At 38.4% G+C, this 13487-nt stretch carries 12 protein-coding genes; 3 read left to right on the forward strand and 9 right to left on the reverse strand.

Annotation, left to right across the window (positions count from 1 at the left end):
• The first annotated feature begins 83 nt into the window (after nt 1-83).
• The gene (locus PESP_RS09100) at nt 84-1310 is read left to right on the forward strand and encodes an aminotransferase class V-fold PLP-dependent enzyme (RefSeq protein WP_089347749.1); all 1227 of its coding nucleotides are present in this window, start codon (nt 84-86) and stop codon (nt 1308-1310) included.
• Between the two features lie 13 nt (nt 1311-1323).
• The gene (locus PESP_RS09105) at nt 1324-1740 is read left to right on the forward strand and encodes a SufE family protein (RefSeq protein ID WP_089347750.1); all 417 of its coding nucleotides are present in this window, start codon (nt 1324-1326) and stop codon (nt 1738-1740) included.
• A 3-nt stretch (nt 1741-1743) separates the two neighbouring features.
• Here PESP_RS09105 and tcdA read toward each other — a convergent pair whose 3' ends face one another.
• Genes tcdA through PESP_RS09140 form a run of 7 tightly spaced genes read right to left on the reverse strand, consistent with a single transcriptional unit; the run spans nt 1744 to nt 9205 of the window.
• Nucleotides 1744-2547 carry a tRNA cyclic N6-threonylcarbamoyladenosine(37) synthase TcdA gene (gene tcdA / locus PESP_RS09110; RefSeq protein WP_089347751.1) on the reverse strand — a complete coding sequence of 268 codons (804 nt, stop codon included), beginning with the start codon at nt 2545-2547 and terminating at the stop codon, nt 1744-1746.
• Nucleotides 2548-3219: a TIGR01621 family pseudouridine synthase gene (locus tag PESP_RS09115; RefSeq protein WP_089347752.1), complete on the reverse strand. Its 672-nt coding sequence runs from the start codon at nt 3217-3219 to the stop codon at nt 2548-2550.
• A gap of 2 nt (nt 3220-3221) precedes the next feature.
• Nucleotides 3222-3983, reverse strand: a complete 762-nt coding sequence (gene kdsB / locus PESP_RS09120; protein WP_089347753.1) for a 3-deoxy-manno-octulosonate cytidylyltransferase — start codon at nt 3981-3983, stop codon at nt 3222-3224.
• On the reverse strand, nt 3971-4168 hold the full coding sequence (locus tag PESP_RS09125) for a Trm112 family protein (protein ID WP_004586692.1): 198 nt from the start codon (nt 4166-4168) through the stop codon (nt 3971-3973). Before PESP_RS09125 ends, kdsB begins: the two co-directional genes overlap by 13 nt.
• Nucleotides 4158-5138 (reverse strand): tetraacyldisaccharide 4'-kinase, encoded by a 981-nt coding sequence (lpxK, locus tag PESP_RS09130; protein WP_089347754.1) that lies wholly within the window; start codon nt 5136-5138, stop codon nt 4158-4160. Before lpxK ends, PESP_RS09125 begins: the two co-directional genes overlap by 11 nt.
• Complete coding sequence (gene msbA, locus PESP_RS09135) at nt 5135-6880, reverse strand: lipid A export permease/ATP-binding protein MsbA (RefSeq protein WP_089347755.1); 1746 nt, start codon at nt 6878-6880, stop codon at nt 5135-5137. Before msbA ends, lpxK begins: the two co-directional genes overlap by 4 nt.
• 60 nt (nt 6881-6940) lie before the next feature.
• Nucleotides 6941-9205 carry a DNA internalization-related competence protein ComEC/Rec2 gene (locus tag PESP_RS09140; RefSeq protein WP_089347756.1) on the reverse strand — a complete coding sequence of 755 codons (2265 nt, stop codon included), beginning with the start codon at nt 9203-9205 and terminating at the stop codon, nt 6941-6943.
• Between PESP_RS09140 and PESP_RS09145 the strand changes: the two genes are divergently transcribed.
• Nucleotides 9185-9691, forward strand: coding sequence for a DUF2062 domain-containing protein (locus PESP_RS09145; protein WP_089347757.1), 507 nt, complete (start codon nt 9185-9187; stop codon nt 9689-9691). The genes PESP_RS09140 and PESP_RS09145 overlap by 21 nt on opposite strands.
• A 134-nt stretch (nt 9692-9825) precedes the next feature.
• Here PESP_RS09145 and PESP_RS09150 read toward each other — a convergent pair whose 3' ends face one another.
• Both PESP_RS09150 and uup read right to left on the reverse strand, forming a co-directional pair.
• Nucleotides 9826-11562 (reverse strand): DUF3466 family protein, encoded by a 1737-nt coding sequence (locus tag PESP_RS09150; RefSeq protein WP_089347758.1) that lies wholly within the window; start codon nt 11560-11562, stop codon nt 9826-9828.
• A gap of 11 nt (nt 11563-11573) precedes the next feature.
• Nucleotides 11574-13484, reverse strand: coding sequence for an ATP-binding cassette ATPase Uup (uup, locus tag PESP_RS09155; protein WP_089347759.1), 1911 nt, complete (start codon nt 13482-13484; stop codon nt 11574-11576).
• Nucleotides 13485-13487 lie beyond the last annotated feature (3 nt).

Genomic DNA, 13487 nt, shown 5'->3' on the forward strand with positions numbered 1-13487 from the left:
TGCGGCCTTTTTTATTGCTCAAGCTTGTCAATTTAAATAAACACATTACAATTCCTGCCTAATTTTATAGATGTAGAATAGCCATGCCTGTTTTAGAGTTTGATATAAAAACAATACGTAAAGACTTCCCAACTTTAAACCAAAGCGTAAACGGTAACCCGCTCGTTTATTTAGACTCTGGTGCAACATCACAAAAGCCTCAAGCAGTTATAGATGCCACAACAAAGTTTTATAGCCAAAGCAACGCAAACGTTCACAGAGGGCGCCATGCGTTAAGTGAAGCTGCAACAGCGCAATATGAGCAAGCGCGTGAAAATATAGCTAATTACTTTCATGTTCAAGCAAATGAAATTGTATGGACAAAAGGCGCTACCGAAGCGCTAAATTTATTAGCATATGGCTTACAAAACCAATTAAATCAATCAGACACTATAATAATCACCCCTTTAGAGCATCATGCAAATATCGTCCCTTGGCAAGTTGTCGCACAAAACACTGGGGCTACGTTATCTGTATTGCCGCTGGAGAAAAACGGGTCATTTAATACTGACAACTGTGTTAAATACATAAAGCAAACTAAAGCTAAAGTGTTATGCATTAGCCAAGCATCAAATACATTAGGCAATATTACTGATTTAGCCCCTTTAATAAGCGCCGCAAAAGCAGTTGGCACATTAATTATTGTAGATGGTGCTCAGGGGGCTATGCATTTACGACCAAATTTAAAAGCATTAAATTGTGACTTTTACGTATTCTCTGCCCATAAAATGCTTGGCCCAACCGGTGTAGGCGGTTTGTATGGCCGTTATGAACTACTAAATACACTAACGCCCTATCAAACTGGGGGCGAAATGATTCAAACAGTTACCTTAGAAAAAAGTACATACCGCAGCGCCCCAGCAAAATTTGAAACAGGCACCCCTAATATTGCCGGTGTGATTGGTTTTGCTGCTGCTATTAATTATTTAAGCTCGTTAAATTTTGCGCAATTGCAGCAGCACGAACAAACTGTATTTAAGTATGCCGCTAACGAACTGAGTAAAATAGAGGGAATTACTATTTACAGTGACCTTAGTCATAACATTGGTACGTTAAGTTTTAATTATAAAAGCGAGCACCCTTATGATTTGGCAACTTTGCTTGACGGTTTTGGGGTTGCTGTTCGAAGTGGCCATCATTGTACACAGCCATTAATGGCTCATTTAGGCTTAAACGGAACCGTTCGCGCCAGCTTTGCCTTTTATAACACCGTGCAAGATGTTGATATTTTCATCAATTCACTTAAAGAATCGATTGCTCTATTAGACTAATTTAGGATAACTCATGACAAATACGTTTAATAACGTAGTAAAACCTATACAAGATGCCGGTGCATGGCAGCAAAAATACCGAGAAATAATGCTATTAGGTAAAACCCTACCCCCCCTTGCTGAGGTTCTTAAAACTGATGATGCGTTAGTACCGGGTTGCGAAAGTAAAGTATGGATGTTTGTAGATTTTGATAACAACGAAAATTGCTTAGTTGTTATTGGCGACTCTGATACACGCATAGTAAAAGGGTTACTTGCAATTATACTAGCGCTTTATAATGGCTTAACACCTGAGCAAGTAGTGAATACAAATGCATACGATGAGTTTGAAAAGCTAGGCTTAATTAAGCACCTTAGCGCTTCTCGCGGTAATGGGATAAAAGCCATGGTAGAAAGAATCCAAGCCATGGCCAGTGCTAAGCTCAATTAAAAATTATTGAGCTTGCTGTGTGCGTTGTTTTTTATCGAGGTATTTTCTAACGGCTTTTGCAGCGACAAAAAAACCAAAGCTACCAGTAATCATCGTTACTGAGCCAAAGCCATTATTACAATCCATATTCATTGTGCCATCTGCATTTTGTTTTGCATGGCACACACTGCCATCACTTCCAGGGTAAACAAGCTGCTCAGTAGAGTACACACAATCAATATTAAACTTACGCTTAGGATTATTACTAAAGTTATATTGCTTGCGCAAAATATAACGCACTTTAGCAAGAAGTGGATCTTGCGTTGTTTTTGCAACATCACCAAATGTTATTTGGCTCGGATCGGTTTGTCCACCAGCTCCACCGGTTGTAATAATCGGCAATTTATTGCGCTTACAGTGCGCTATAAGTGCTGCTTTTTCTTTAACAGCATCAATGCAATCAATTACATAATCAAAGCCTTGAATATGCTCTTTAATATTATCAAGGGTGATAAAATCATCTACAACTGATACTTCACACTCTGGGTTGATCAGCTCACAACGAGTTTTCATTGCATCTACTTTTGCTTGACCAATGCTGCCACTAAGCGCATGTATTTGCCTATTTACATTAGTTGCACAAATATCGTCTAAATCTATAAGTGTAATTTTACCTACACCTGTGCGCGCTAATGCCTCAGCAGTCCAGCTGCCCACTCCGCCAATGCCAACAACACAAAAGTGTGCTTGTTGAAGCCAATCAAATTGTTGATTGCCATATAATCGTTTAATACCGCCAAAACGGATATCAGTTACATTTTCGCTCATTTACCAATCCAGTTGCCATGGCGTTTGCCATGCTTGAAATTCTTGCTGATTTATTAATTGCTGGTATTCATCGCCATCATTAGGAAATAAACAACAATTTATTTGTTCACCCTGCCACACAAAGCTTAACGCATAGGCATGTAAGTATGTTCGTACGGCATTACTGCCACTATAGAGCGAGTCACCTAATATTGGTGCACCTAAACTTTTTAATGCCACACGCAGTTGGTGTGTTTTCCCCGAATAGGGTTTTAAAATATAAGCTCTAAAACCGGGTTTATAACTAAATGAATAAAAACGGGTAATTGCCGGGTTTTGTGAACTTGCTAAAAGCTTATACATACCACGGCGCGATTTAGCCATATCACCTTTTACCCAGCCTTGCTTTTTTTTAGGCTTGGTATCGCTAACGGCTAAATAAAACTTATTTATGGCATGCTCAGTAAAAAGAGCAGTAAATTTAGCGGCCGAGGCCTTGTTACGAGTTAGAATAATAAGGCCAGAAGTCACTTTATCAAGACGGTGAACAGCATATAATTTTTCGCCCGTTTGCTGCTCAGCCAATACAACAAAACCAGGGCCGTCTTCAGAATGAAAATTAAGCCCTGCTGGCTTTTCAAAAATATAAAAGTCGGCGTGGCTCATCACAATTTTTAAATTGTTATTACCCATACCTAAGCAGGATTGCCTTCAATATAAGCAATGACCTTGGCTAAATCTTCTGGGGTGTCTACACCTGCATGAGGTGTCACTTTTGCTTGCTCAATCTTAATCGCATAACCGTGGTATAAAACACGTAGTTGCTCTAATGATTCAAGCACCTCGAGCGGAGATACACTCAGTTCAATATACTGTTTAATAAACCCTGCGCGATACGCGTAAATACCTACATGGCGCTGAAATGGCGCTAATTCTAATGCTGCGTTTTCACTCATCATCGCATTTCGATCAAACGGAATGCTTGCACGTGAAAAATACAATGCATTTTTATTTATATCACTCACTACTTTAACCGCATTAGGGTTAAAAACCTCAGCCTGCTCTTCTATAGGTACGCTAAGCGTTGCCATAGGTGCTGTAGCATCATTTAAAAGCGCTGCAACTTGAGTTACATTTTCACTTGCAAGTAATGGTTCGTCACCTTGCACATTAACCACAATCGTATCACTATCAAGCGCTAATAAATCAACAACTTCAGCTAAACGCTCAGTGCCTGATTGGTGGTCTTCTCGTGTCATCAATACATCATTTGTAAATTTTTTAACGGCATCGAAAACTTTTTGGTGATCGGTTGCGATAACCACTTTGCTGGCACCCGATGCACATGCTTTCTCATAAACATGTTGAATCATAGGTTTACCACATATATCGGCCAGTGGTTTTCCAGGTAAACGCGTTGATGCGTAACGAGCAGGAATAATAACTACGAATTCCACTTATCAACCTCATCTTGGCTAAGCTCACGGGCTTCATTTTCAAGCAGTACAGGAATATCGTCACGTACAGGGTACGCAAGCTTTGCTGCTGTGCTGATTAACTCTGCATTTTCTTTATCAAAACGAAGCTTTCCTTTACACACAGGACAAGCAATTATTTCTAGTAATTTTGTATCAAAGGCCATTGAGGATCCCTTTTTGTTTTAATAATAAATCTAATTTATTGATTACAGCATCTGTCGGTTTTGCATCTACAGGTAAAAAATACCAATTATCTTTAGCAAAGCCCTTACATTTAACTGCGTCTTTTTCTGTCATTAATACATTATCATCTGAAAACTGTGCGAAGTCTTGCGCACTGTATGCGTAATGATCTCTAAAATGATGTGTAGAAAGCAGTGTTATATTTTGTGCTTTAAGTGCATTTTCAAAACGCCCTGGATTACCAATAGCACTTACCGCATGGCCATTTTCTATTGTTGTATTACTTGTGGCACTATTTATAACGTGTTTAAGCTTACTTGGCTCAAGCGTATAGCTAAGCGCTGCGTTACCGCCGTTTTCTATGACGATATCAACGCTTTTCAATCGTTTTGTGGTTTCGCGAAGTGGCCCTGCCGGCATAAGTAAATTATTACCAAATTGCCTTTGGCTATCTACAATGCAACACTCTATATCTCGAGCCATCTTATAATGCTGCATGCCATCATCTGAAATAATCACATCTACACAAAACTGCTGCTCTAATAAAGTAATATTGGCTTTTCTATCCGGGCCTACCACTACTGGGCACTTTAAGCGGTTAAACAAAAGAACTGGTTCATCCCCGGCTTGCAATGTGTTTACCGTTCGGTCAACCACAAGTGGATAACTAACCGCTTTACCACCATATCCACGGCTAATAATACCTACTTTTAAGCCTTGCTCAGATAGGTAATCATACAGCCATAAAACAAAGGGTGTTTTTCCGTTGCCACCAACACTGATATTTCCCACCACAATAACTTTGCTTTTAGCTGTAAAAGGCTTTGTAATACCAAGCTTATAAATCCATTTTCTAATGTTCGCTATTAGCCAAAAAAGAGCAGACAATGGCAGTAACAAGAGCGTTATAAAGCTAAATGGTTTATACCAGCTTTGTTCTATTTTACTCACCCCTGCTCACCAAACTGCATTTTGCATAACGCAGAGTAAGTGCCGTCTTTAGCAAGTAAACTTTGATGATCGCCGCTTTCTATTACACGGCCGTTATCTATAACGTATATTTTATCGCTGTTTTCAATTGTTGATAAGCGATGTGCAATAACAATCGATGTTTTATCTTTCATTAAAGTGTCGAGTGCTTGCTGAATTAATTTTTCAGACTCAGTATCTAATGCCGAGGTTGCTTCATCTAAAATTAAAATAGGTGCGTCTTTTAATATTGCACGCGCTATAGCAATGCGCTGGCGCTGTCCGCCTGAGAGCATAACGCCATTTTCACCTACCATAGTATTAAGCTGCTCGGGTAAGTCTTTAACAAATTCCCAAACATGCGCCTGTTTTGCAACATCTTCTAATTGCTGAGGCGTAATTTCACGTGTTATGCCATAACAAATATTGTTTGCGATAGTATCGTTAAACAACACAACTTGCTGCGATACTAAGGCAAATTGGCGGCGCAAGTCGTCTAGCTTATATTCGTTAAGCGCAATGCCATCTAATAAAATTTCACTCGGTGCTTCTAGGTCATAGTAACGAGGTAATAAATTAGAAATAGTTGACTTACCCGAGCCCGAGCGCCCTACTAATGCAATGCTTTCACCCGCTTGTATACTTAATGAAAGGTTATTTAAAACAGCTTCATCTTTTGTTGGGTATTTAAACGTAACGTTATTTACTTCAATTTTGCCTTTTACTTTATCTACACTAAGTGTACCGGTGTCTTTTTCAATCTCTTCATCAAGGACCAAAAATATACTTTGCGCTGCAGATATACCACGCTGCATGTCACTATTTACGTTTGCTAACTGTTTAAGTGGGCGTAGTAGCATCATCATTGAAGAAATTAACACCACAAAATCACCAGAGCTGATGGTGTCTATCATTGATGGCATAGAGACCACATATAAAATCACCGCCATAGCACTGGCCGCTAATACTTGAATAACCGACACACTTAATGCTTTGGTTGCATCCATTTTAATACGTTGCTGGCGGTTATGATTATTAATTTTAGAGAACTGGTTAATTTCTTGTTTTTGACCACCAAAGCCATGAATTACTTTATGACCACTTAGCATTTGCTCGGAGCTACGTGTAACTTGCCCCATTGCAGATTGAATATTTTTTGAAATATGACGAAAACGTTTTGATACAAACGTTACGATAATTGCCACTAATGGAATGATCACCAAAAATATCAGCGATAGTTTCCAGCTGGTGTAAAACATAACGCCCAATAAAAACACCACAAAGGCACCTTCACGCACAACAATTAACAACGCTTTAGTAATTGCTTGCTGAACTTGCTCAGTATCAAAAGTAATTTTTGAAATTAAATCGCCGGTAGAATTTTTATCATGAAATGAGACAGGTAAATGTAAAATATGCTCAAACAACTGCTGGCGTAACGAGCGCACCACTTGCGAGCCTACGTAACTTAAACAGTAAGACGACATAAAGTTAAACAGGCCGCGCCCTATCACTAATGCAATAACTACAAACGGCGCATACATTAAAACTTCATTATTTCGTTGGTTTAACCCTTCATCTATAAACGGTTTCATTAACTGAATAAATAAAGCATCCATACCCGAATAGCCGATCATTCCAATAATAGCGACGAAGGCAACGCTTTTATAATCACCCACGTAAGAAATTAACCGTTTATAAATTTGTGTAGTACTTTGACTCATATTACTCTCGTTATTCAATTACAGCCCGTATTGTATCCTTCAAACTGTTAAAACTAAACGTCAATCTTCTATAAACCAATAACTTTCGTGTTCACGAGCAGTAGTAACACTAAAGCTATCTTTATAAATACTTACTGTAATTTGGCCGTCATTCGCTGTTATATATTGTTTCGCATTTATTGCCTTATACCGAGCAACTACATTTTCATTAGGGAATTGCCATTGTCCTTTGTAAGCAGTTGAGTGAATAACAGTATGTGGCTTTACATGGGCGATAAATTCGGGGCTTGAAGATGTATCGCTGCCATGATGCGGGCTTAAAATAATATCGGCTTGCAATGAATGTGATTTAATTAGCTTCTGCTCTCGTGCCTTAGAAATATCACCCGTTAACAGCGCGCTAAATTGCTTAGAGGTAATAAGCAATACACAAGAGTTATCGTTTTCATTATTATACAATGTGCTGCCAAAACTGGTTATTTCAAGGCCATTAAAATTATACTGCGCAGATACACAAGGCTGTGTATGCCCATTTGGATGAAAACGCTTAAAGCTATTTTTAAATCCGGCATTAATAAAATGTATAGCCCCTCCAGCATGATCGTTATCCTGGTGGCTTATAATTGCATCACTCACTTTTAGGTTATGCGCTTTAATATAAGGAATTAACACACTATAAGTTCGGCTAAAGCGATTAAAATAACTAGGCCCAAAATCATACACTAATGCGTTGCTATCTTTTTCAAGTAAGGTCATTAAACCATGGCCTACATCAAAAACATGTAATTGCCACAGTGGTTTTGGCGTAAACCAATAATCAACTAGCGCCACACACAGGGGAATCACAACTAAACGCTTAAAGGGCGAATACCAAAAAAGTAAAATACTCATATATGCTATAGCAACATACAGCATGTTAGGCTTTGCTGTTTCAAACCACCTTAAATGCATCGGAATGGCATTAACATAATCAAACATGTCCGACACAGCCGTATCAAAAAGTAAAATTAAACTGGTTATATCTACAAGTGTACTTACCAAGGTAATCAATAACAGCAACGGCATTATAATGAAACTAAGCAAAGGTATTGCCACTAAATTAATTAGCAGCCCAGCAATACTCACCCCATTAAAGTAAATAAGTGTTATTGGTAGTAGCCCAATAAATAATCCTAATTGAATAACACACAGCGCTATTATTGCGCTAAGCCAACGGTAGTTACTTTTAGGTAGGTGCTTTATAACCAGAAAAATAATGCCTACAGCTATAAACGAAAAATATAACCCCGGGTTGAGTACATTAAATGGATTTATTATTAAAACTGCCACTAAAGCATATAAAATACTTCGCCAACGCAGTGGCTGTTTGGCAATATAGTAAAGTAATAAAAAACTCGTTAACATTATAAATGCACGGGTTGCAGAGACTAAAAAGTCACTTAAATACACGTATACCAATGCACAAAGCCAACCCACAAAGCTATAGATGATGGTTAAATTAACTGATTGCGAAACTGTGACCTGTGTAAAATAAAGTAGATATTTACTCAAAAAATAAAAACAACCAAATACTAAACCTATGTGTAAGCCCGAAATAGCCAGTAAATGGCTAAGCCCTAATGTTTGCATGGCGTGTTTTTGCTCACTCGTCATTAATGATTTATCACCACTTAACAAAGCATAATAGAGCCATTTAAGCTCTGTTTTGTCATACGTTTCTTTTAAAAACGTCCTGTAATTATGAATTAACGACTGTGAAAGTGGCTTATTAATATCTAATTGTTTATTAAGTACTTTACCTTTAAACAATATTCGCTGCTTAAACGCATGTAGATTATTATCAAACACATCTTTATTTTTAATGGCTCTAAACGTACGTAAAGTAATGGCTGCATCAAATGTGTCACCTTGCTCAACAAGTTGTTCAACATTTAAACTCAGCATCGCTTTAGGTGCTTTAAATTTAGGTATTTCGTCCCCATTTAGTTTAAGTAATGTTGCTTTTATATACTGAGGTTTTTTTGCTGAAATTACGTCATCGACAATAACAGTGGCAGGATAAGCATAGATATTTTTATTTACAGGTAACGTATAGCTATAAAATAGGTGAAAGTGCACAACAATGCAGCAAATAGCTAAAATAAACCCTAACAATACATTTAAAAACGGCTTAAAATAGGCGCTCGCAATAAGGACAGATATTGTGATGACTGTAAATTCATGGGTTTGATAATAAAATACGGTTGATATGCAACCTATTACAAATCCAAGACTAATCCACACTGAAGTAAATGGTTGCTTGAAATGCCTAAGAAAACGATCCAACGATTTTTACCTGATCCTAATAAAATTAGGCATCATAAAACGCTTAGAATATTCGGCCGCCTTTTACAAGATGCCAACTTATGGCACCTTAACAGACGTTCAGCGCGTGGGGCTTTTGCTGTTGGATTGTTTTTTGCTTTCATCCCTGTTCCTTTTCAAATGGTTTTAGCTGCAGCAGCTGCCATTGTATTTAGAGTCAACTTACCTATTTCAGTTGCCCTAGTGTGGTTAACTAACCCACTAACTATGCCGCCTATATTTTATGGCTCCTACTTAGTTGGTACCCTAGTTTTAAATCAACCTGAGCAACATTTTGCATTTGAAGCCAGTTGGGCTTGGTTTTTAGAAAGCTTATCAACAATAGGCCCAGCGTTTTTAATTGGCTCGCTTGTATGTGCTTCTATTGCCGCAATCATTGCCTATTTAGGCATTGATATAATCTGGCGTCGCTCTGTTCGTAAAGCATGGCTTGCACGCAACCAATAAACGTTGTACTAAGGCGCAATAATACTTAAGTATTTGCGTGGCTAAACGCATTAAAACCACAAAATAACTCACTTTATTATAGACGAAAAAAAACCAACTAATTTAAGTTGGTTTTTTTATAGCAAAGTTCAAATTTAAAATCTGAACACTCTGCGTAAACCTACTAATGGTAATAGTAATAGCGTGTACCAAGGGAAACTTGCCGAACTTCTTTCATAAAGTTCTTCTTCCACAGGCGTACAGTCTTCTACTTCACCATCAATTGGCGTTAATTTTACAGCAACGGCTACACTTTCGTATTCCGTGTTACCTTCAATATCGGTTTCAACATTACCAAACGTATCGCGCTTTTCTACTGTTTTAGTGGCAACACCGAATATTTCGTTGTTTTCATTAATAACTTTAGCTTCAGCCATCGTATACGCGTAATCTGTTTCACCATCTGTTTCATAACACGGTAGTAAATCATTTAAGTTAGTGATTTTATCATCACCTATTTTGTAGATAAACGCTTCTTTACGACGGCTGTTTTCTGTTGTACCTACTTCACCTTCACCAACAACATAACCTTGATTGTTTATGTCGTTACCATAAGCACTTGAGCTATTAAAGTAGCCCGTTGGAAAAACCGTGTTACCCGTGCTTATATCGTGGTAAAAAAACTGGTCACGAATTGTTGTTTCAATACGCTTTGACGCATACCCAACAATTACATCGTTATCGTTTACTGCAAGTGCTTTACCTGCAAGCCAATCATCTTCTTGATCGATAAAATTAAAAACGTCACCATTTTTAAAGTACACAGGCATAGTTAAAATAGTGTCGTCATTTTTGTAATAACGCGCATTAGATGAACCAACAACAGTGCCATTACTATTTAGCGCAAGCGCAGTGCTTGTAAAAGCAAAATCGTCATCATCTTCAGGTGTTAATGCAAGGCCTAACGTTTCGGTAGATGTAATATTAAACGACTCATCAAGCTCCCACTTAACTGCACGCTCATCAAATACACCCGTGGTAACGCTTGAGTTTAGCAATTGAACACATGTATTAGTTGGCTCATCTTCGTTATCACAGTTATCTTCAATGTTATCAAGGCGATCCTCTGGGATACCCGTAGATACATAACCAACTACTGTGTAACCGTCGTTTGTTTTAACAATATCGTTAGCACGGCTAGTACCGCCGTAGTCGTCAAATTCAGGTACTAACGCTACGCTTTGCGTGCCATCTTCTGAAATAACAATACCGCGTTCAATAAAGTCATGGGTAAACCATGTTTCTTCTTCATCTTCATCATCCGGGGTAAACAAGATTTTATCGTATGGCGCTGCGCTCCAGCCAACACTTACGCCGTCTTCGCTTACCGCGTTGTAAAAGTTACTCATTGAGCGAGTTAAGCCATCGTAATCAACAGACTCTTCATCAAAAAGGACCTGTTCAGTTACCGTGCCATTGTCAAACTTAATACCCACTACAGAACTTAGTTTTTGGTATTCAAAATCAGTGGGTCTGCCAGCTAAAAAGCTGATCATAAATGAATGCGCATCAGCATTAGTAAATACAGCATCATTATTTTCAATGTCATCAAGTGTAAATGTGATTTCTTTATCACTTAACTCAAAATTATATTCTTCACTGTCGTAGGCGTTTTCAATAACACTTTCTGTGAAGTCGATGTAACTAATATCGATTGGTAAGTTATACAATCCGTTGGCAGTACCAATAATGTGCCCGCTTTCACTTACGTCAGTAACATAAGAATGTTTAGCGTCTTCAAGAGTACCTAGTTCTGTTAATTCATAGGTTGCACTTAATGCAGATGTACTCAGTGTCGCTAAAATACTGGCAGCGAGTAATTTATATTTCATTTTAATCCTTACTACTGATTCTGTAATTCTTCAAGTTCTTCCCAGCGCTCAAACGCGGCTTCAAGGTCAGACTCGAGTTTTGCTAAATGGTTCAATGCATTAGTGGTTACGTCGCTATCTTGTTTGAAAAAGTCAGGATCGCTCACTACAACTTGCTGCGCTTCTACTGCAGCTTCAAGTTGCTCCATTTTATTGGGTAGTTGCTCTAATTCAAGTTTTAATTTGTAAGAAAGCTTATTGCTTTTATTTTCTGCTTTTACCGCAGTAACTGGAGCCGGTTTTACTTCTTTTTTAGGCGCTGTTTGTTGTTTTTCTTGCTCTGCTAAGTAGCTTAAATATGCTTGGTAGTCAGTATAACCACCCACCATATCGGTAATTTTACCGTTACCTTCAAACGCCCAAACACTACTACAAGTATTATCAATAAACTCACGGTCATGGCTTACAATAAGCACAGTACCTTGATACTGATTAATAATTTCTTCCAATAGCTCTAGAGTTTCAATGTCCAAATCATTGGTCGGCTCATCGAGAACTAAAATATTTGATGGTTTTAAAAATAGCTTGGCAAGTAAAAGTCTATTTTTTTCACCACCAGATAATGCTTTAACTGGCGTGCGTGCACGTGCTGGCGGAAATAAAAAGTCTTGTAAGTAACCTAATACATGGCGTGAGCGTCCGCCCATCATTACTTCTTGCTTACCTTCAGCAACGTTATCTTGAACGGTAGCCTCTTCATCTAGCTTTTGGCGATACTGATCAAAGTAAGCAAATTCAAGATTTACGCCTTGCTTCACATTACCGCTGTCGGCTTCAAGATCACCAAACAATAGTTTTAACAAGGTCGTTTTACCAATACCATTTGGACCCACTAAACCTATTCTGTCTCCACGCATTACTAAAGTAGAAAAATCATTAGCAATTACTTTGTCTTTAAATGCATGATTAATATGTTTGGCTTCAAATACTAACTTACCAGAGCGATCAGCAGTTTCTATATTGAAGTCCGTTTTACCAACTTGCTCAACACGGGCTTTACGTTCAACACGTAGCTGCTTTAGTTCACGTACACGTCCTTCGTTACGCGTACGACGTGCTTTTACGCCTTGTCGGATCCACGCTTCTTCTTCAGCTAAGCGTTTATCAAAAAGTGCATTTTGTGTTTCTTCTACTTTTAAATCATGCGCTTTTTGTTCAAGGTATGTAGCATAGTCGCCAGGATAAGAAATCAGCTTACCGCGGTCTAAGTCTAAAATTCGCGTAGCTACAGCACGTATAAACGCACGGTCATGCGATATAAATACAATGCCGCCTTTAAACTCTTTTAAAAATTGTTCTAACCATTTAACACTATCTACGTCTAAGTGGTTAGTTGGCTCATCTAGTAGTAGCAGGTCTGGCTCACTTACAAGCGCACGAGCTAGGGCTACTTTACGTAACCAACCACCTGAAAGTGATTCTAATTTTGCATCTGGAGATAACTCTAATCGCGTTAAAACCAACTGTATACGCGAATCAAAACGCCAACCGTCACACGCTTCCAACTCGTTAGATAAACGCTCAAGTTTGTTTAGTAGCTTATCTGTGCAGTCAGTTTGTAGCTGTGTGCTTACGTGATGGTAATCAATTAATAAATTGGCTATATCAGGCATGCCTTGCGCTACGTAATCAAATACTGAGCCGTTTGCTCCTTTTGGTGGATCTTGCTCTAAACGAGAGATTTTAATGCCACCTAACTGGTTAATTTCACCATCATCTAAAATTACTTGGCCATCAAGTACTTTTAAAAGTGTTGATTTACCAGCGCCGTTACGCCCTACAATACATACGCGCTCGCCACTTTCAATAACTGCATCGGCATCATCTAATAGTGGATGGGTGCCATAAGCTAACTGCGCTTTTTGTATTCTTATTAAATCCATAAA

Origin of the sequence: Pseudoalteromonas espejiana DSM 9414 (assembly GCF_002221525.1) — a bacterium.
Taxonomy (GTDB): Bacteria; Pseudomonadota; Gammaproteobacteria; order Enterobacterales; family Alteromonadaceae; genus Pseudoalteromonas; species Pseudoalteromonas espejiana.